General features: G+C 56.2%; 29 protein-coding genes. 1 reads left to right on the top strand and 28 read right to left on the bottom strand.

Annotation, left to right across the window (positions count from 1 at the left end):
• Positions 1–126: 126 nt before the first annotated feature.
• Both AC1DQM_RS24980 and AC1DQM_RS24985 read right to left on the bottom strand, forming a co-directional pair.
• Entirely contained in the window at positions 127–645 is a 519-nt protein-coding gene (locus AC1DQM_RS24980; RefSeq protein ID WP_064620707.1) for a single-stranded DNA-binding protein, read from the bottom strand.
• A gap of 9 nt (positions 646–654) precedes the next feature.
• Positions 655–2,052 carry an MFS transporter gene (locus AC1DQM_RS24985; protein ID WP_018925659.1) on the bottom strand — a complete coding sequence of 466 codons (1,398 nt, stop codon included), beginning with the start codon at positions 2,050–2,052 and terminating at the stop codon, positions 655–657.
• Positions 2,053–2,243: 191 nt separating this feature from the next.
• On the opposite strand from AC1DQM_RS24985, the gene uvrA reads away from it, so the two are divergent.
• A complete protein-coding gene (gene uvrA, locus AC1DQM_RS24990) occupies positions 2,244–5,078 on the top strand; it encodes an excinuclease ABC subunit UvrA (RefSeq protein WP_018925658.1) in 2,835 nt (944 codons plus the stop codon).
• Between the two features lie 72 nt (positions 5,079–5,150).
• Here the strand turns inward: uvrA and bfr are convergent, their stop codons facing one another.
• The 26 genes from bfr to rplB all read right to left on the bottom strand — a co-directional run bounded on the left by bfr (position 5,151) and on the right by rplB (position 19,207).
• The gene (gene bfr / locus AC1DQM_RS24995) at positions 5,151–5,615 is read right to left on the bottom strand and encodes a bacterioferritin (protein ID WP_018925657.1); all 465 of its coding nucleotides are present in this window, start codon (positions 5,613–5,615) and stop codon (positions 5,151–5,153) included.
• Between the two features lie 150 nt (positions 5,616–5,765).
• Entirely contained in the window at positions 5,766–7,220 is a 1,455-nt protein-coding gene (locus tag AC1DQM_RS25000; protein ID WP_096479466.1) for a catalase, read from the bottom strand.
• Between the two features lie 238 nt (positions 7,221–7,458).
• Positions 7,459–7,845 (bottom strand): 50S ribosomal protein L17, encoded by a 387-nt coding sequence (rplQ, locus tag AC1DQM_RS25005; protein ID WP_007924175.1) that lies wholly within the window; start codon positions 7,843–7,845, stop codon positions 7,459–7,461.
• Positions 7,846–7,887: 42 nt separating this feature from the next.
• Positions 7,888–8,889 (bottom strand): DNA-directed RNA polymerase subunit alpha, encoded by a 1,002-nt coding sequence (locus AC1DQM_RS25010; RefSeq protein ID WP_003186012.1) that lies wholly within the window; start codon positions 8,887–8,889, stop codon positions 7,888–7,890.
• Positions 8,890–8,911: 22 nt separating this feature from the next.
• Positions 8,912–9,532, bottom strand: a complete 621-nt coding sequence (rpsD, locus tag AC1DQM_RS25015; protein WP_003176404.1) for a 30S ribosomal protein S4 — start codon at positions 9,530–9,532, stop codon at positions 8,912–8,914.
• An 18-nt stretch (positions 9,533–9,550) separates the two neighbouring features.
• Complete coding sequence (gene rpsK, locus AC1DQM_RS25020) at positions 9,551–9,940, bottom strand: 30S ribosomal protein S11 (RefSeq protein ID WP_002555466.1); 390 nt, start codon at positions 9,938–9,940, stop codon at positions 9,551–9,553.
• A gap of 30 nt (positions 9,941–9,970) precedes the next feature.
• Positions 9,971–10,327 (bottom strand): 30S ribosomal protein S13, encoded by a 357-nt coding sequence (gene rpsM, locus AC1DQM_RS25025; RefSeq protein ID WP_003186020.1) that lies wholly within the window; start codon positions 10,325–10,327, stop codon positions 9,971–9,973.
• Between the two features lie 130 nt (positions 10,328–10,457).
• On the bottom strand, positions 10,458–10,574 hold the full coding sequence (gene rpmJ, locus AC1DQM_RS25030) for a 50S ribosomal protein L36 (RefSeq protein ID WP_002555468.1): 117 nt from the start codon (positions 10,572–10,574) through the stop codon (positions 10,458–10,460).
• Positions 10,575–10,601: 27 nt separating this feature from the next.
• Positions 10,602–11,930 carry a preprotein translocase subunit SecY gene (secY, locus tag AC1DQM_RS25035; RefSeq protein WP_003228718.1) on the bottom strand — a complete coding sequence of 443 codons (1,329 nt, stop codon included), beginning with the start codon at positions 11,928–11,930 and terminating at the stop codon, positions 10,602–10,604.
• Positions 11,931–12,368, bottom strand: coding sequence for a 50S ribosomal protein L15 (rplO, locus tag AC1DQM_RS25040; RefSeq protein WP_003228720.1), 438 nt, complete (start codon positions 12,366–12,368; stop codon positions 11,931–11,933).
• A 3-nt stretch (positions 12,369–12,371) separates the two neighbouring features.
• Positions 12,372–12,548, bottom strand: coding sequence for a 50S ribosomal protein L30 (gene rpmD, locus AC1DQM_RS25045; RefSeq protein ID WP_003176408.1), 177 nt, complete (start codon positions 12,546–12,548; stop codon positions 12,372–12,374).
• 2 nt (positions 12,549–12,550) lie between these two features.
• Positions 12,551–13,051, bottom strand: a complete 501-nt coding sequence (gene rpsE, locus AC1DQM_RS25050; RefSeq protein ID WP_003186035.1) for a 30S ribosomal protein S5 — start codon at positions 13,049–13,051, stop codon at positions 12,551–12,553.
• 3 nt (positions 13,052–13,054) lie between these two features.
• The gene (gene rplR / locus AC1DQM_RS25055; protein WP_003186037.1) at positions 13,055–13,405 is read right to left on the bottom strand and encodes a 50S ribosomal protein L18; all 351 of its coding nucleotides are present in this window, start codon (positions 13,403–13,405) and stop codon (positions 13,055–13,057) included.
• 10 nt (positions 13,406–13,415) lie between these two features.
• Complete coding sequence (gene rplF, locus AC1DQM_RS25060) at positions 13,416–13,949, bottom strand: 50S ribosomal protein L6 (RefSeq protein WP_003176412.1); 534 nt, start codon at positions 13,947–13,949, stop codon at positions 13,416–13,418.
• Between the two features lie 12 nt (positions 13,950–13,961).
• Entirely contained in the window at positions 13,962–14,354 is a 393-nt protein-coding gene (gene rpsH / locus AC1DQM_RS25065; protein WP_003186040.1) for a 30S ribosomal protein S8, read from the bottom strand.
• A gap of 209 nt (positions 14,355–14,563) precedes the next feature.
• Complete coding sequence (gene rpsN / locus AC1DQM_RS25070) at positions 14,564–14,869, bottom strand: 30S ribosomal protein S14 (protein WP_003176414.1); 306 nt, start codon at positions 14,867–14,869, stop codon at positions 14,564–14,566.
• 13 nt (positions 14,870–14,882) lie between these two features.
• Entirely contained in the window at positions 14,883–15,422 is a 540-nt protein-coding gene (rplE, locus tag AC1DQM_RS25075) for a 50S ribosomal protein L5 (protein WP_003210069.1), read from the bottom strand.
• A gap of 20 nt (positions 15,423–15,442) precedes the next feature.
• The gene (rplX, locus tag AC1DQM_RS25080; protein WP_007896770.1) at positions 15,443–15,757 is read right to left on the bottom strand and encodes a 50S ribosomal protein L24; all 315 of its coding nucleotides are present in this window, start codon (positions 15,755–15,757) and stop codon (positions 15,443–15,445) included.
• A gap of 11 nt (positions 15,758–15,768) precedes the next feature.
• Positions 15,769–16,137, bottom strand: a complete 369-nt coding sequence (gene rplN, locus AC1DQM_RS25085; protein ID WP_002555479.1) for a 50S ribosomal protein L14 — start codon at positions 16,135–16,137, stop codon at positions 15,769–15,771.
• 23 nt (positions 16,138–16,160) lie between these two features.
• Complete coding sequence (rpsQ, locus tag AC1DQM_RS25090; RefSeq protein ID WP_003176419.1) at positions 16,161–16,427, bottom strand: 30S ribosomal protein S17; 267 nt, start codon at positions 16,425–16,427, stop codon at positions 16,161–16,163.
• A gap of 2 nt (positions 16,428–16,429) precedes the next feature.
• A complete protein-coding gene (gene rpmC, locus AC1DQM_RS25095; protein ID WP_002555481.1) occupies positions 16,430–16,621 on the bottom strand; it encodes a 50S ribosomal protein L29 in 192 nt (63 codons plus the stop codon).
• Positions 16,621–17,034, bottom strand: coding sequence for a 50S ribosomal protein L16 (rplP, locus tag AC1DQM_RS25100; protein ID WP_003228729.1), 414 nt, complete (start codon positions 17,032–17,034; stop codon positions 16,621–16,623). The genes rpmC and rplP overlap by 1 nt, the downstream gene beginning before the upstream one ends.
• A 12-nt stretch (positions 17,035–17,046) precedes the next feature.
• Positions 17,047–17,733, bottom strand: a complete 687-nt coding sequence (gene rpsC / locus AC1DQM_RS25105) for a 30S ribosomal protein S3 (protein WP_003176422.1) — start codon at positions 17,731–17,733, stop codon at positions 17,047–17,049.
• Positions 17,734–17,746: 13 nt separating this feature from the next.
• Positions 17,747–18,079: a 50S ribosomal protein L22 gene (rplV, locus tag AC1DQM_RS25110; RefSeq protein WP_003103908.1), complete on the bottom strand. Its 333-nt coding sequence runs from the start codon at positions 18,077–18,079 to the stop codon at positions 17,747–17,749.
• 11 nt (positions 18,080–18,090) lie between these two features.
• Positions 18,091–18,366, bottom strand: a complete 276-nt coding sequence (rpsS, locus tag AC1DQM_RS25115; protein ID WP_002555486.1) for a 30S ribosomal protein S19 — start codon at positions 18,364–18,366, stop codon at positions 18,091–18,093.
• A gap of 16 nt (positions 18,367–18,382) precedes the next feature.
• Positions 18,383–19,207: a 50S ribosomal protein L2 gene (rplB, locus tag AC1DQM_RS25120; RefSeq protein ID WP_003186055.1), complete on the bottom strand. Its 825-nt coding sequence runs from the start codon at positions 19,205–19,207 to the stop codon at positions 18,383–18,385.
• Between the last annotated feature and the right edge of the window lie 10 nt (positions 19,208–19,217).

The following is a 19,217-nucleotide window of genomic DNA, read 5'->3' on the forward strand; positions in this document are numbered from 1 at the left end:
GAGTTATCGTTCATCGCCAGCAAGCCGGCTCCTACAATATGGTGCGCAAAAGAAAACCCCCGACCAGTCGAGAGGACTGATCGGGGGTTCCAGACCTAAACTTTACAAAAAAGTCTCTGGTGGATCTCAGAACGGAATATCGTCATCAAAGCTGTCGAAATCCGGAGCCGGTTGCGGAGCAGCCTGCGGTGGAGCCGGGCGCGACTGTTGCGGTGCCGACTGCTGCGGACGCGGAGCCTGCTGGCGTGGGGCTGGAGCGGATTGCTGGTAGTTATTCCCGCCTTGTTGGTCGCCCTGTTGTGGACGGCCGCCCAGCAGTTGCATGGTGCCTTGCATGTCGACCACGATTTCAGTGGTGTAACGCTTGATACCGTCTTTTTCCCACTCGCGGGTCTGCAGCTTGCCTTCGATGTAGACTTGCGAACCTTTACGCAGGTATTCGCCGGCGATTTCGGCCACTTTGCCGAACATCGAAACACGGTGCCATTCGGTCTTCTCGACCTTCTGACCGGTTTGCTTGTCGGTCCACTGTTCGCTGGTTGCCAGACTCAGGTTGGTCACGGCGTTACCGTTAGGCAAGTAGCGAACTTCGGGATCCTGGCCGCAAGTGCCGACCAATATGACTTTGTTAACCCCACGGGCCATAACGTTCTCCTAGGCTACGCACGCTGCCTCGGCCGGGTTGTTCACCAGGCGCTCAAGGGTCGTGCGATCCAATAGTTCTGTGTCCAATTTGATGTAAATCGCCGCTTCATCAGCAACGATCACCGCATCTGTTACCCCTACAACGGCCTTCAGGCGCTCAACCAGACCCGCTTCGCGGATCGCCTCGGGCGACAACGGCAAGCGCAGGCTCGTGACGTAAGGTGGTTCGCGCATGGTAACAGCAAAGGCCAGCCAGAGGGCAGCCAGGCCGGCGCATCCGAGGAATACAACCGACAAACCGCCGTGCTGGAACATCCAGCCGCCGAGGATCCCACCCAGCGCCGAACCAAGGAACTGGCTGGTGGAATAAACCCCCATCGCCGTGCCTTTGCCACCTGCCGGTGAAACCTTGCTGATCAGCGACGGCAAGGACGCTTCCAGCAGATTGAACGCGGTGAAAAACACCACCGTGCCGATTACCAGAGCCCGCAAGCTGTCGCCGAACTGCCAGAAGAATAGCTCAGTGAGCATCAGCGTCAGCACCGCGCCCAATAAAACTCGTTTCATTTTGCGTTTCTTCTCGCCGTAGATAATGAACGGGATCATGGCGAAGAAGGAAATCAGCAGCGCAGCGAGGTACACCCACCAGTGCTGCTCCTTGGGCAAACCGGCTTTTTCGACCAGCGCCAGGGGCAATGCAACGAAGCTCGACATCAACATCGCGTGCAACACAAAAATGCCCAGGTCCAGGCGCAGCAGGTCCGGGTGCTTGAGCGTCGGGATCAGTGCCTGACGCGCGACACCGGACTCGCGGTGCTGCAATGGCCCGGTGGCGCGCGGCACCATGAACATCACGATGACGATACCGAGCAGCGCCATGCCGCCGGTGGCGAAGAACAGCCCCGAGAGGCCGAAGGCACGGGTCAGCAATGGCCCTACCACCATGGCAATCGCGAACGACAGACCGATCGTCATGCCGATCATGGCCATGGCTTTGGTCCGATGCTGTTCCCGGGTCAGGTCCGACAGCAATGCCATGACCGCCGCAGAAATCGCCCCGGCGCCCTGCAGGATGCGTCCGGCGATGACGCCCCAGATCGAATCGGCATTGGCCGCCAGCACGCTGCCCAGGGCGAAGACGATCAGCCCCAGGTAAATCACCGGACGACGACCGATGCGGTCGGAAATGAAGCCAAAGGGAATCTGAAAAATCGCCTGGGTCAGGCCGTAAGCGCCAATCGCCAACCCGATGAGGGCCGGGGTCGCGCCTGCCAGGTCCATCCCATAGGTCGCCAGCACCGGCAACACCATGAACATGCCAAGCATACGGAAGGCGAACACCAGGGCCAGACCGCTTGCTGCGCGGGTCTCACTGCCACTCATGCGTTCGCTGTGGGGATCGTGCATGGAAAAACCTCATCTGAACCGGCGGCGATTCTACCAGTCCCATCGATTGACGGGGTATATAGCGACGCTATGACGCGCGCAGATGACGCAATCTTCATGCAAGGTTGCGCGCCCCTCATTTGATAGTGTGCATCCATCCAGTATTTGGCCGTATACTCCTACGTTTTCGACGCCCGCCGAGCGAGGCCACTTTGGACAAGATCCTGATTCGTGGGGCCCGAACCCACAACCTGAAGAACATCGACCTGACCCTGCCACGGGACAAACTGATCGTCATCACCGGCCTGTCCGGATCCGGCAAGTCGTCCCTGGCCTTCGACACGCTGTACGCCGAAGGCCAGCGCCGCTATGTCGAATCGCTGTCGGCCTACGCCCGGCAATTCCTGTCGATGATGGAAAAGCCTGACGTCGACACCATCGAAGGTCTGTCGCCAGCGATCTCCATCGAACAGAAGTCGACCTCGCACAACCCGCGCTCGACGGTTGGCACCATTACCGAAATCTACGATTACCTGCGCCTGCTCTACGCTCGCGTCGGTATTCCGCGCTGCCCGGACCACGACATTCCCCTGGAAGCCCAGACTGTCAGCCAGATGGTCGACCTGGTGCTGGCGCAACCGGAAGGCAGCAAACTGATGCTGTTGGCTCCGGTAATCCGCGAGCGCAAGGGTGAGCACCTCTCAGTCTTCGAAGAACTGCGGGCCCAGGGCTTTGTGCGCGCCCGGGTCAACGGCAAGCTCTGTGAGCTGGACGAGTTGCCGAAGCTGGATAAACAGAAGAAGCATTCGATCGACGTCGTGGTCGACCGCTTCAAGGTCCGCGCCGATCTGCAACAGCGCCTGGCCGAATCGTTCGAGACCGCGCTGAAACTGGCGGACGGCATCGCTCTGGTGGCGCCAATGGACGACGAGCCCGGCGAAGAAATCATCTTCTCCGCACGCTTTGCCTGTCCGATCTGCGGCCACGCCATCAGCGAGCTGGAACCCAAGCTGTTTTCCTTCAACAACCCAGCCGGCGCCTGCCCGACCTGCGATGGCCTGGGGGTTAAACAGTTCTTCGACACTAAACGATTGGTTAACGGTGAACTGACCTTGGCCGAAGGCGCGATCCGCGGCTGGGACCGGCGCAACGTCTATTACTTCCAGATGCTTGGCTCGCTGGCCGCCCACTACAAGTTCAGCCTCGAAGTGCCGTTCAACGAACTGCCGGCCGATCAGCAGAAATTCATCCTGCATGGTAGCGGCTCGCAGAATGTCGACTTCAAGTACCTGAACGACCGTGGCGACATCGTCAAACGCTCGCACCCGTTCGAAGGCATCGTGCCGAACCTGGAACGCCGCTACCGCGAAACCGAATCGGCTTCGGTCCGCGAAGAACTGGCCAAATTCCTCAGCACCCAGCCTTGCCCGGATTGCCGTGGCACCCGCCTGCGTCGCGAGGCGCGACACGTGTGGGTTGGCGAGAAGACCTTGCCGGCGGTGACCAACTTGCCGATCGGCGATGCCTGCGAATACTTCGGCGTGCTGAAGCTGACCGGCCGCCGTGGCGAAATTGCCGACAAGATCCTCAAGGAAATCCGCGAACGCCTGCAGTTTCTGGTCAACGTTGGCCTGGACTATCTGTCACTGGATCGCAGTGCCGACACGCTGTCCGGCGGTGAGGCCCAGCGCATTCGCCTGGCCAGTCAGATTGGCGCCGGTCTGGTGGGGGTTCTGTACATCCTCGATGAACCGTCAATTGGCCTGCACCAGCGGGACAACGACCGATTGCTCGGCACACTCAAGCACCTGCGTGACATCGGCAACACGGTGATCGTGGTCGAGCACGATGAAGACGCGATTCGTCTGGCTGATTATGTGGTGGATATCGGCCCGGGCGCGGGTGTGCACGGTGGACATATCGTTGCCGAAGGCACGCCGGACGAAGTCATGGCTCACCCTGATTCGCTGACCGGCAAGTATTTGTCGGGCCGGGTGAAGATCGCCGTTCCAGCCAAACGCACACCCCGTAACAAGAAGCTGTCGCTGTCCCTCAAGGGTGCTCGCGGTAACAATTTGCGCAATGTCGATCTGGAGATTCCAATCGGCCTGCTGACCTGCGTGACCGGCGTGTCCGGCTCGGGCAAATCGACGCTGATCAACAACACGTTGTTTCCCTTGAGCGCTACCGCACTCAACGGGGCAACGACCCTGGAAGCGGCGGCTCACGACAGCATCAAGGGCCTTGAGCACCTGGATAAAGTCGTCGACATCGATCAGAGCCCGATCGGTCGCACACCGCGCTCCAACCCGGCGACCTACACCGGCTTGTTCACGCCAATTCGCGAGTTGTTCGCCGGCGTACCGGAATCGCGCTCCCGCGGTTACGGGCCGGGGCGTTTCTCCTTCAACGTGAAGGGCGGACGCTGTGAAGCCTGCCAGGGCGATGGCCTGATCAAAGTGGAGATGCACTTCCTGCCGGACATCTATGTCCCGTGCGACGTCTGCAAGAGCAAGCGCTACAACCGCGAAACCCTTGAGATCAAATACAAGGGCAAGAGCATCCACGAAACCCTCGAGATGACCATCGAGGAAGCCCGAGTGTTCTTCGACGCAGTTCCGGCCTTGGCGCGCAAGCTTCAGACGCTGATGGACGTAGGCCTTTCGTACATCAAGCTGGGACAATCGGCAACGACGCTGTCGGGTGGTGAGGCCCAGCGGGTGAAACTGTCCCGCGAGCTGTCCAAGCGCGATACCGGCAAGACCCTGTATATCCTCGATGAGCCAACTACCGGCCTGCACTTTGCGGATATCCAGCAACTGCTCGATGTTTTGCATCGCTTGCGCGACCATGGCAATACCGTGGTGGTGATCGAACACAACCTGGATGTGATCAAGACCGCCGACTGGTTGGTGGACCTGGGGCCGGAAGGCGGCTCCAAGGGCGGCCAGATTATTGCCGTCGGCACGCCGGAAGACGTGTCCGAGATGAAGCAGTCTCACACTGGCTACTACCTCAAACCACTGCTGGCTCGCGACAAGGCCTGAATCAGGCCCATGAAAAAGCCCCTGTCACTTTGTCGGTGACAGGGGCTTTTTTGTGCGTCGTCGGCCTAAAAATCAGAACTGCGATTGCAGGTAATTCTCCAATCCGATCAACTTGATCAAACCCAGCTGTTTCTCCAGCCAATAGGTGTGATCTTCCTCGGTGTCGTTCAGCTGAATGCGCAAGATCTCGCGGGTGACATAGTCCTTGTGCCGCTCGCAAAGCTCGATGCCTTTGCACAGAGCTGCACGAACTTTATATTCCAGACGCAGGTCAGCGGCGAGCATGTCCGGCACGGTGGTGCCGACATCGAGATCGTCCGGACGCATGCGCGGCGTACCTTCGAGCATCAGGATCCGACGCATCAGCGCATCAGCGTGCTGAGCCTCTTCTTCCATCTCGTGGTTGATACGTTCGTAGAGCTCGGTGAACCCCCAGTCCTCGTACATCCGCGAATGGATGAAATATTGATCACGCGCTGCCAGTTCGCCTGTCAGCAACGTGTTGAGGTAATCGATTACGTCTGGGTGACCTTGCATCGCCCTACATCTCCCTGCTTGAAAGGCTGTAGTTTGAACCAACCTGACCTGAAGGTCACTCATCCGCCGCAATAAAAGCGAAGATATTCTGAGAAAATGGGTTCAAATAACGCAAAAAACCGCCCTAATGAGGGCGGTTCTGCTTCTCGTTTAGACTTCGTTAAGCTGTACGCCCAACGCCTTCGCGATGCCTTCTCCATAAGCCGGATCGGCCTTGAAGAAATGCTGTAGCTGACGATCAACCACGTCGCCGGAAACCCCAGCCATTGCACCGGCAATGTTGTTGATCAGCAGCGCTTTCTGCTCATCGTTCATCAGACGGAACAGCGCACCCGCGTGACTGTAGTAGTCGGTATCTTCGCGATGATCGTAACGGTCAGCCGCGCCGCTCAAGGCCAAGGCAGGTTCTGCGTAGTGCGGTGCCTGTTTCGGTGATTCAACGTAGCTGTTCGGCTCGTAGTTCGGCGCCGCACCGCCATTACTGCCAAACGCCATCGAACCATCGCGCTGGTAAGTGTTGACCGGACTGCGAGGTGCATTCACTGGCAGCTGCTGGTGATTGGTGCCCACACGGTACCGGTGGGCATCCGCGTAAGCGAACACACGCCCCTGCAGCATGCGGTCAGGTGACAGGCCGACGCCTGGGACCATGTTGCTCGGACCGAACGCGGCCTGCTCGACTTCAGCGAAGTAGTTCAGCGGATTGCGGTTGAGCTCAAGCTCGCCCACTTCGATCAACGGGAACTCCTTCTGCGACCAAGTCTTGGTCACGTCAAACGGGTTCTCGTAGTGAGCCGAGGCCTGAGCCTCGGTCATGATCTGAATGTTGACACTCCATTTCGGGAAGTCACCGCGCTCAATGGCGCCGAACAGGTCACGTTGTGCGTAATCCGGATCGGTGCCGGCCAGGCGCGCCGCTTCTGCCGGAGCGAGGTTCTTGATCCCTTGCTTGGTTTTATAGTGCCACTTCACCCAGTGACGCTCGCCATTGGCGTTGATCAAGCTGTAGGTGTGGCTGCCGAAGCCGTGCATGTGACGGTAACCGTCAGGGATGCCGCGATCCGAAAACAGGATAGTGACCTGGTGCAGCGCCTCAGGCGAATGCGACCAGAAATCCCACATCATCTGCGCGCTTTTCAGGTTGCTTTGCGGCAGACGCTTCTGGGTGTGGATAAAGTCAGGGAATTTCAGCGGATCACGGATGAAGAACACCGGCGTGTTGTTACCGACGATGTCCCAGTTGCCTTCCTCGGTGTAGAACTTCAGGGCAAAACCACGTGGATCACGCTCGGTGTCAGCCGAGCCGCGCTCGCCACCCACGGTGGAGAATCGCAGGAAGGTCGGGGTTTGTTTGCCGACAGACTCAAACAGCTTGGCACTGGTGTATTGAGTGATATCGCGAGTCACAGTGAACGTGCCGTAAGCACCCGAGCCTTTGGCGTGTACGCGACGCTCCGGGATGTTTTCACGGTTGAAGTGGGCAAGCTTCTCGATCAGGTGGAAATCGTCGAGCAGCAGAGGGCCACGAGGGCCGGCGGAGCGGGAATTCTGGTTGTCGGCGACAGGAGCGCCACTGGCGGTCGTAAGTGTTTTGTTTTGGCTCATGCGATCTCTTCCTCTGTCAGTCTTGAACTGCCGGCTAAATCGGCTTGGTGGGAAGTATTGATCATCAACATGACAGTCACAAATTCATTAATTTGCAGACATCAATAGAAAATTACTAATGATCAACCCAAGCATATAGTGCCTATAGGGAAGGGTTTGAAGCTTGTACGCAGAGCGCATTTCTTGCAGGCACAAAAAACCGGGCACTAGGCCCGGTTCTTTGTTTCAGACTGACGTCTTACTCAGCGGATACAGCTTCACCGCCGACAGCACGATCAACCAACTCGACGTACGCCATAGGCGCGTTGTCGCCAGCGCGGAAACCGCACTTGAGGATGCGCAGGTAGCCACCCTCACGGGTAGCGTAACGCTTGCCCAGGTCGTTGAAGAGCTTACCAACGATAGCTTTCGAACGAGTACGGTCGAAAGCCAGACGGCGGTTAGCCAGGCTGTCTGTCTTGGCCAAAGTGATCAGCGGCTCAGCAACGCGGCGCAGTTCTTTGGCTTTTGGCAGTGTAGTTTTGATCAGCTCGTGCTCGAACAGCGACACCGCCATGTTTTGAAACATGGCCTTGCGGTGCGAGCTGGTGCGGCTCAGGTGACGACCACTTTTACGATGACGCATGGTTCATTCCTTACCAAACACAACGTTCGGTGATTACGACGATCAGGCAGTCGCCTTGTCGTCCTTCTTAAGACTTGCAGGCGGCCAGTTGTCGAGGCGCATGCCGAGGGACAGACCGCGGGAGGCCAGAACGTCCTTGATTTCAGTCAAGGATTTCTTGCCAAGGTTCGGAGTCTTCAACAGCTCTACTTCGGTACGCTGAATCAGGTCGCCGATGTAGTAGATGTTTTCCGCCTTAAGGCAGTTAGCCGAACGTACAGTCAGTTCCAGATCGTCAACCGGGCGAAGCAGGATCGGATCGATCTCGTCTTCCTGCTCGACAACCACTGGCTCACTGTCACCTTTGAGATCGACGAACGCAGCCAACTGCTGTTGCAGAATGGTTGCAGCACGGCGGATAGCCTCTTCAGGATCCAGGGTACCGTTGGTTTCCAGATCAATAACCAGCTTGTCCAGGTTAGTACGCTGTTCGACACGGGCGTTTTCCACCACGTATGCGATACGGCGAACCGGGCTGAACGAAGAGTCAAGCTGCAAGCGACCGATGCTGCGGCTTTCGTCTTCATCGCTCTGACGCGAGTCTGCCGGTTCATAACCACGACCACGAGCTACGGTGAGCTTCATGTTCAGGGCGCCGTTAGACGCCAGGTTAGCGATTACGTGATCGGGGTTAACGATCTCGACATCATGATCCAGCTGAATATCGGCAGCGGTAACCACCCCCGAACCCTTCTTCGACAAGGTCAGCGTAACTTCGTCTCGACCGTGCAGCTTGATAGCCAGACCTTTAAGGTTCAACAGGATTTCAATTACGTCTTCCTGTACACCTTCGATGGCGCTGTACTCGTGGAGCACACCGTCAATCTCGGCCTCGACTACTGCACAGCCGGGCATTGAGGACAACAGGATGCGGCGCAGCGCGTTGCCCAGGGTGTGGCCGAAACCACGCTCGAGAGGCTCGAGTGTGATCTTGGCGCGGGTTGGACTGACAACCTGCACATCAATATGGCGGGGTGTCAGGAACTCATTTACCGAAATCTGCATGGATGCACCTATTTTCTAGCCCTTACTTGGAGTAGAGCTCGACAATCAGGCTTTCGTTGATGTCGGCGGACAGATCACTGCGAGCAGGAACGTTCTTGAAAACGCCCGACTTCTTCTCAGTGTCTACTTCTACCCATTCTACGCGGCCACGTTGGGCACACAGATCGAGAGCTTGGACAATGCGAAGTTGGTTCTTTGCTTTCTCGCGAACTGCGACCACGTCACCAGCACGAACCTGGTAGGACGGAACGTTTACGGTCTGACCGTTAACGCTGATCGACTTGTGCGATACCAGCTGACGGGATTCGGCACGAGTAGAGCCAAAACCCATACGGTATACAACGTTGTCCAGACGGCATTCGAGCAGTTGCAACAGGTTTTCGCCAGTTGCGCCTTTCTTGCCAGCGGCTTCTTTGTAGTAGCCGCTGAATTGACGCTCGAGAACGCCGTAGATACGACGGACCTTCTGCTTTTCACGCAGTTGGGTGCCGTAATCGGACTGGCGACCGCGGCGTTGGCCGTGGATACCAGGTGCTGCTTCGATGTTGCACTTCGATTCGATCGCGCGCACGCCGCTCTTCAGAAAGAGATCGGTGCCTTCGCGACGAGCGAGTTTGCATTTTGGACCAATGTAACGAGCCATTCTTTACAATCTCCTGGATTACACGCGGCGCTTCTTCGGCGGACGGCACCCGTTGTGCGGGATTGGCGTCACGTCGGTGATGCTGGCGATCTTGTAGCCACAGCCGTTCAAAGCGCGGACTGCGGATTCACGACCTGGACCTGGACCTTTGACGTTAACGTCGAGGTTTTTCAGGCCGTATTCCAGCGCAGCTTGACCAGCACGTTCAGCAGCTACTTGAGCAGCGAACGGGGTGGACTTGCGGGAACCGCGGAAACCCGAACCACCGGAGGTAGCCCAGGAAAGAGCGTTACCTTGACGGTCGGTGATGGTCACGATGGTGTTGTTAAAAGAAGCATGGATGTGGGCGATGCCATCAACCACTGTCTTTTTAACTTTTTTACGAGGACGAGCAGCAGGTTTTGCCATGATTAATTTCCTGTCGATTCGCTGGGGCGATTACTTGCGGATCGGCTTACGCGGACCTTTACGGGTACGCGCGTTGGTCTTGGTACGCTGACCGCGTACTGGCAGACCACGACGATGACGCAGACCGCGATAGCAACCGAGGTCCATCAAACGCTTGATTTTCATGTTGATTTCGCGACGCAGGTCACCTTCAGTGGTGAACTTCGCCACTTCGCCACGCAGCTGTTCAATCTGCTCGTCGCTCAGATCTTTGATCTTTGCCGCTGGGTTTACCCCAGTCACTGCACAAATTTTCTGTGCAGTAGTGCGACCAACACCATAGATGTAGGTCAGCGAGATAACAGTATGCTTGTTATCTGGAATGTTAACGCCTGCAATACGGGCCATTCAGTGGGACTCCAATTGACAGCTACCTACGCCCCGGAAGCCAAGAAATAGGGCGCGAGATAATATCGCTGTAATAACAAATAATCAACCCGGCAGCGCACTAGCTGCCGGGCTTGAAGCACAATCACACTCAGCCTTGGCGCTGTTTGTGACGCGGTTCCGCGCTGCAAATTACTCGAACAACACCTTCGCGGCGAATAATCTTGCAGTTACGGCACAGCTTTTTCACCGATGCACGAACTTTCATCACCAACTCCTCGAACCTTATGGGTACTCAGCGCAACATGCCGCTGCCGTAACCCTTCAGGTTGGCTTTCTTCATCAGGGATTCGTACTGGTGCGAAACGAGGTGCGATTGTACTTGGGACATGAAGTCCATCACAACCACGACCACGATCAGCAACGAGGTCCCGCCAAGGTAGAACGGTACGTTTGCTGCAACCACCAGGAACTGGGGCAACAGGCAGACGGCCGTCATGTAAAGAGCACCGAACATGGTCAAGCGAGTCAGAACGCCATCAATGTAGCGCGCAGACTGCTCACCTGGACGGATGCCCGGAATAAAGGCACCGGACTTCTTCAGGTTTTCCGCTACGTCTTTCGGATTGAACATCAACGCCGTATAGAAGAAGCAGAAGAAAATAATCCCTGCACTAAACAGCAGAATATTCAACGGCTGACCAGGAGCGATCGACTGCGAGATGTCCTGCAACCAGCCCATACCTTCAGACTGACCGAACCAGGCACCCAACGAAGCCGGGAACAGCAAAATGCTGCTCGCGAAAATAGCCGGAATAACACCGGCCATGTTCACCTTCAGCGGCAAGTGGCTGGTCTGCGCAGCGAAGACCTTACGGCCCTGCTGACGCTTGGCGTAGTGAACAGCAATACGACGCTGGCCACGCTCAATGAACACCACGAAACCGATAATCGCTACTGCCAGCAAACCGATGGCAACCAGGGCGAAGATGTTGATATCACCCTGACGTGCAGACTCGAAAGACTGCCCGATCGCTCTCGGAAGACCGGCGACGATACCCGAAAAAATCAACATCGAGATACCGTTGCCAACACCACGCTCAGTAATCTGCTCACCCAGCCACATCATGAACATCGCACCAGCCACAAAAGTGGATACCGCGACGAAATGGAAGCCAAAGTCACCAGTGAACGCAACGCCCTGCCCCGCCAGACCAATGGACATGCCAATAGCCTGGACGAGAGCGAGGACGACAGTGCCGTAGCGGGTGTACTGGCTGATCTTGCGACGGCCAGCTTCACCTTCCTTCTTCAACTGTTCCAGCTGCGGGCTGACGGCGGTCATCAGCTGCATGATGATCGATGCCGAAATGTACGGCATGATCCCCAGTGCAAAGATACTCATCCGCTCCAGCGCGCCGCCGGAAAACATGTTGAACAAGCTAAGAATGGTCCCCTCATTCTGTCGAAACAGGTCCGCGAGTCGGTCCGGGTTGATACCTGGAACCGGGATGTGTGCGCCTATTCGGTAGACGATAATCGCCAGGAACAGAAAACGCAGACGAGCCCAGAGTTCAGACATACCGCCTTTGCCGAGCGCAGAGAGAGCACCTTGCTTAGCCATTTATTCCTCGAACTTGCCGCCAGCTGCTTCGATAGCCGCACGCGCACCTTTGGTGGCGCCGATTCCCTTTCCGATGGTGACAGCGCGAGTAACTTCGCCGGACAGCATGATTTTCACACGCTGAACGTTGACGTTGATCACGTTGGCATCTTTCAGGGACTGCACGGTGACGATGTCGCCTTCCACTTTAGCCAGCTCGGACAGACGCACTTCTGCGCGGTCCATGGCCTTCAGGGAAACGAAACCAAACTTCGGCAGGCGACGATGCAGCGGCTGTTGACCGCCTTCAAAGCCTGGAGCAATGGTGCCACCGGAGCGGGAGGTTTGACCTTTGTGACCACGGCCACCAGTCTTACCCAAACCGCTACCGATACCACGGCCCGGACGATGCTTTTCGCGACGGGAACCCGGCGCTGGACTCAGATCATTGAGTTTCATCGATTAACCCTCGACACGCAGCATGTAGTAAGCCTTGTTGATCATCCCGCGATTCTCGGGAGTATCCTGGACTTCTACAGTGTGACCGATGCGACGCAGACCCAGACCCTTAACGCACAGTTTGTGGTTAGGGATGCGGCCGGTCATGCTTTTGATCAGCGTAACTTTAACGGTAGCCATGATCAGAAGATCTCCTTGACGCTTTTGCCACGCTTGGCGGCAATGGATTCAGGAGACTGCATTGCTTTCAAACCCTTGAAAGTGGCGTGAACCACGTTTACCGGGTTAGTCGAGCCGTAGCACTTGGCCAGAACGTTCTGAACGCCAGCAACTTCGAGGACAGCACGCATAGCGCCGCCAGCGATGATACCGGTACCTTCAGAAGCAGGCTGCATGTACACCTTCGAAGCGCCGTGGGCGGACTTCATTGCGTACTGCAGAGTGGTGCCGTTCAGATCAACCTGGATCATGTTGCGGCGAGCAGCTTCCATTGCCTTCTGGATCGCAGCAGGCACTTCACGCGACTTGCCACGGCCGAAGCCAACGCGCCCTTTACCATCACCAACCACGGTCAACGCGGTGAAAGTGAAGATACGGCCGCCTTTAACGGTTTTGGCTACGCGGTTAACTTGAACCAGCTTCTCGATGTAGCCTTCGTCGCGCTTTTGGTCGTTATTTGACATAACTTAGAACTCCAGCCCAGCTTCACGAGCAGCATCAGCCAGCGCCTTGACGCGGCCGTGGTACTTGAAGCCAGAGCGGTCGAAAGCCACCTGCGAGACGCCAGCGGCTTTAGCACGCGTAGCGACCAGCTGGCCAACCTTAGTGGCCGCGTCGATGTTGCCGGTGGCACCATCACGCAGTTCTTTATCCAAAGTCGAGGCACTTGCCAGGACTTTGTTGCCGTCGGCCGAAATGACCTGGGCGTAGATGTGCTGCGACGAGCGGAACACGCAGAGACGCACGACTTCGAGTTCGTGCATTTTCAGGCGTGCTTTGCGAGCGCGACGCAGTCGAGTAACTTTTTTGTCGGTCATTTGCTATGCCCTACTTCTTCTTGGCTTCTTTACGACGGACGACTTCGTCCGCGTAGCGCACACCTTTGCCTTTGTACGGCTCTGGTGGACGGAAGTCGCGGATCTCGGCGGCCACTTGACCTACCAGCTGCTTGTCGATGCCCTTGATCAGGATATCGGTCTGGCTAGGAGTCTCAGCGGTGATGCCTTCCGGCAGTTCATAATCCACTGGGTGCGAGAAGCCAAGAGCCAGGTTCAGCACTGTGCCTTTTGCTTGCGCTTTGTAACCAACACCGACCAGCTGGAGCTTACGCTCGAAGCCTTGGCTTACGCCTTGGACCATGTTGTTTACCAACGCACGAGTGGTACCAGCCATTGCGCGAGTTTGTTGATCGCCATTGCGAGCAGCGAAACGCAGCTCACCAGCTTCTTCAACGATCTCAACGGACGAATGGATGTTCAGTTCGAGAGTGCCCTTGGCACCCTTCACCGAAAGCTGTTGGCCTGCGAATTTGACTTCGACACCGGCTGGCAGCTTAACGGGGTTCTTAGCGACGCGTGACATGCTTATCCCCCCTTAGAACACAGTGCAAAGAACTTCGCCGCCGACACCGGCAGCGCGCGCAGCACGATCCGTCATCACACCTTTGTTGGTGGAGACGATAGACACACCGAGACCGCCACGAACTTTTGGCAGATCATCGACGGACTTGTACTGACGCAGGCCTGGACGGCTAACGCGCTTCACCTCCTCGATGACCGGACGGCCTTCGAAGTACTTCAGCTCGATGGACAGCAGTGGCTTGATTTCGCTGCTGATCTGATAACCCGCAATGTAACCTTCGTCCTTCAGGACTTTGGCAACAGCTACCTTCAAAGTAGAAGATGGCATGCTTACGACGGACTTTTCAGCCATCTGGGCATTACGGATTCGAGTTAGCATGTCCGCTAACGGGTCCTGCATACTCATGGGCTAGACGCTCCTAATACACAAAAAATTAGCCTTGCGGCTACTACGTGTCGCCGAGTACATCCGCGCAAAAAAACACGGGCTCAGGCGAGCCGGGTATTCTAGACACACCCCACAAATGAATCAAGCCCCAATAGGGGCTTGATTCAAGTTCAAGGTCACCGATGGTCAGGATCTTGCGACCCCGAACACCGAGACTTCGACAGTGCTTACCAGCTGGCTTTAACCAGACCAGGTACGTCACCACGCATTGCAGCTTCACGCAGTTTGTTACGGCCAAGGCCGAACTTGCGGTAAACGCCGTGTGGACGACCGGTCAGGCGGCAGCGGTTACGCATGCGCGAAGCGCTTGCGTCACGTGGCTGCTTCTGCAGGGCTACTGTAGCTTCCCAACGCGCTTCTGGACTTGCGTTCAGATCAACGATGATAGCTTTCAGTGCTGCACGCTTTTTGGCGTACTTGGCAACCGTGAGCTGACGCTTCAGCTCGCGGTTTTTCATGCTCATCTTGGCCATTTTCCTACTCCAATCAGTTGCGGAACGGGAATTTGAAAGCACGCAACAGGGCGCGACCTTCATCATCGTTCTTGGCAGTGGTGGTCAGGGTAATGTCCAGACCGCGGAGAGCATCGATCTTGTCGTAGTCGATTTCCGGGAAGATGATCTGCTCTTTAACGCCCATGCTGTAGTTACCACGACCATCGAAGGACTTGGCATTCAGGCCGCGGAAGTCGCGAACCCGAGGCAGGGAGATCGACAGCAGACGATCCAGGAACTCGTACATACGCTCACGGCGCAGGGTCACTTTGACACCGATCGGCCAACCCTCACGGACTTTAAAGCCAGCGATGGATTTCCGAGCGTAGGTCACAACGACTTTCTGGCCGGTGATCTTTTCCAGGTCAGCAACAGCGTGCTCGATGACTTTTTTGTCGCCGATCGCTTCGCCCAGACCCATGTTCAGGGTGATTTTGGTAACGCGCGGAACTTCCATCACGTTCGAAAGCTTAAGTTCTTCCTTAAGTTTCGGTGCGATTTCCTTCCGGTAAATCTCTTTTAGTCGTGCCATGGTCTTCTACCTAGCAGTGTTCAAGCATCAACCGCTTTTTGGGTCGACTTGAAGACACGAATTTTCTTACCGTCTTCTACTTTGAAACCAACGCGGTCAGCCTTGTTGGTTTCGCCGTTGAAGATGGCGACGTTGGAAGCGTGCAGTGGCGCTTCTTTCTCGACGATACCGCCCTGTACGCCCGACATCGGGTTAGGCTTGGTATGACGCTTGACCAGGTTCAGACCACCAACGACCAGACGGTCATCAGCAAGAACCTTCAGCACCTTACCGCGCTTACCTTTGTCTTTGCCGGCGATCACGATGATCTCGTCGTCACGACGAATCTTTTGCATGTCGGATCTCCTTACAGCACTTCTGGGGCGAGCGAGACGATCTTCATGAACTTCTCAGTACGAAGTTCACGGGTCACTGGCCCAAAGATACGGGTGCCGATCGGCTCTTGCTTGTTGTTCAGAAGAACAGCAGCGTTGCCATCAAAGCGGATAATGGAGCCATCTGCACGGCGAACGCCGTGACGAGTGCGGACTACAACAGCAGTCATCACTTGGCCTTTTTTCACCTTACCGCGAGGAATTGCTTCCTTCACGGTAACTTTGATGATGTCACCGATACCAGCGTAACGACGATGGGAGCCACCCAGCACCTTGATGCACATAACGCGGCGAGCGCCGCTGTTATCGGCCACATCGAGCATGGATTGAGTCTGAATCATATAATTTCTCCGACCCCTAGTCCTTAGACTTCCACAGCGCGTTCGAGAACATCAACCAGCGCCCAAGACTTGGTCTTGGCCAAAGGACGAGTTTCACGAATAGTGACTTTGTCGCCGATGTGGCACTGATTGGTTTCGTCGTGCGCGTGCAGCTTAGTCGAACGCTTAACGTATTTACCGTAGATCGGGTGCTTAACGCGACGCTCGATCAGAACGGTGATGGTTTTGTCCATCTTGTCGCTGACAACACGGCCAGTCAGCGTACGGACAGTTTTTTCGGCTTCAGCCATGATTACTTACCTGCCTGCTGGTTGAGCACAGTCTTCACGCGAGCGATGTCACGCTTAACTTGCGAGAGCAGATGAGACTGCCCCAACTGGCCAGTTGCTTTCTGCATACGCAGATTGAACTGGTCGCGCAGCAGGCCGAGCAGTTGCTCGTTCAGCTGCTGTGCGGATTTTTCACGAAGTTCATTCGCTTTCATCACATCACCGTCCGTTTAACAAAGGAGGTGGCGAGCGGCAGCTTTGCAGCAGCCAGGGCGAAAGCCTCACGCGCCAGCTCTTCAGAAACACCCTCGATTTCATACAGGACTTTGCCTGGCTGAATCTGGGCAACCCAGTATTCCACGTTACCCTTACCTTTACCCATCCGAACTTCGAGTGGCTTTTTGGAAATAGGCTTGTCCGGGAATACACGGATCCAGATCTTGCCGCCACGTTTAACGTGACGGGTCAGTGCACGACGCGCTGACTCGATCTGACGAGCGGTGAGACGACCACGAGCAACAGACTTCAGCGCGAACTCGCCGAAGCTGACTTTGCTACCGCGCAATGCCAGGCCACGGTTGTGACCAGTCATTTGCTTGCGGAACTTCGTACGCTTTGGTTGCAACATTTGGCGTACCCCTTACTTAGCAGCTTTTTTACGAGGCGCTGGTGCTTGTGGTTTCAGTTCTTCTTGGCGACCACCAATTACTTCGCCTTTGAAGATCCAAACCTTTACACCGATCACACCATAAGTGGTGTGAGCTTCGTAGTTGGCATAGTCGATGTCGGCACGCAGGGTGTGCAGAGGCACACGACCTTCGCGATACCATTCAGTACGTGCGATTTCAGCACCGCCGAGACGACCGCTCACTTGGATTTTGATGCCTTTGGCACCAATGCGCATGGCGTTCTGAACAGCGCGCTTCATAGCGCGACGGAACATTACGCGACGCTCCAGCTGCTGAGCTACGCTCTGCGCAACCAGCATACCGTCGAGCTCCGGCTTGCGGATCTCTTCGATATTGATGTGCACAGGCACACCCATTTGCTTGGTCAGGTCCTGACGCAGTTTCTCAACATCTTCACCTTTCTTCCCGATAACGATACCTGGACGAGCGGTGTGGATGGTGATACGTGCAGTTTGGGCCGGACGATGGATATCGATACGGCTTACGGACGCGCTTTTTAGTTTGTCTTGGAGATACTCACGCACCTTCAGATCAGCGAACAAGTAGTCCGCATAAGTCCGACCGTCTGCGTACCAGACGGAGGTGTGCTCCTTGACGATTCCCAGGCGAATGCCAATGGGATGTACTTTCTGACCCATCTCTTCGACTCCGTTACTTGTCAGCAACCTTGACAGTGATATGGCAAGACCGCTTGACGATGCGATCAGCACGGCCTTTGGCACGTGGCATGATGCGCTTCAGCGAACGCCCTTCGTTAACGAAAACGGTGCTGACTTTCAGGTCATCAACGTCTGCGCCTTCGTTATGCTCGGCGTTGGCTACGGCCGACTCCAGCACTTTCTTCATGATCTCGGCGGCTTTCTTACTGCTGAAAGCCAACAGGTTGAGCGCTTCGCCCACCTTCTTCCCGCGGATCTGGTCGGCGACCAAGCGGGCTTTCTGGGCGGAGATTCGAGCGCCCGACAACTTAGCGGCTACTTCCATTTCCTAACCCCTTAACGCTTGGCTTTCTTGTCTGCCACGTGCCCACGATATGTGCGGGTACCGGCGAACTCGCCCAGTTTGTGGCCGACCATGTCTTCGTTAACGAGAACTGGGACGTGTTGACGACCGTTGTGTACTGCGATGGTCAGACCGACCATTTGTGGCAGGATCATCGAGCGACGCGACCAGGTTTTAACTGGTTTGCGATCGTTCTTTTCCGCCGCCACTTCGATCTTCTTCAGTAGGTGAAGATCGATAAAAGGACCTTTTTTCAGAGAACGTGGCACTGTCGTATCCCTCTATTTACTTGCGACGACGGACGATCATTTTGTCGGTACGCTTATTACCACGAGTCTTCGCGCCCTTAGTCGGGAAGCCCCATGGCGATACCGGATGACGACCACCAGAGGTACGACCTTCACCACCACCATGTGGGTGGTCAACCGGGTTCATGGCAACACCACGAACGGTTGGGCGAACGCCACGCCAGCGTTTGGCACCAGCTTTACCCAGCGAACGCAGGCTGTGCTCGGAGTTCGAGACTTCGCCCAGGGTCGCGCGGCATTCAGCCAGCACTTTACGCATCTCACCAGAACGCAGACGCAGGGTCACGTAGACACCTTCACGAGCGATCAGCTGAGCCGAAGCACCAGCGGAACGAGCGATTTGCGCGCCTTTACCTGGCTTCAATTCGATGCCGTGTACGGTGCTACCAACTGGAATGTTACGCAGTTGCAGAGCGTTGCCCGGCTTGATCGGTGCCAGAGCACCTGCGATCAGCTGGTCGCCAGCACTCACGCCTTTAGGCGCGATGATGTAGCGACGCTCGCCATCTGCGTACAGCAGCAGAGCGATGTGAGCAGTACGGTTTGGATCGTATTCGATACGCTCAACAGTGGCAGCGATGCCATCTTTGTCGTTGCGACGGAAATCGACCAGACGATAATGCTGCTTATGGCCACCACCAATGTGACGAGTGGTAATACGACCATTGTTGTTACGACCACCAGACTTCGATTTTTTCTCGAGCAGCGGTGCGTGAGGAGCGCCTTTATGCAGCTCCTGGTTGACCACCTTGACCACAAAACGGCGGCCAGGGGAAGTCGGTTTGCATTTAACGATTGCCATGATGCACCCC

Source organism: Pseudomonas sp. 01L34, assembly GCF_056400265.1.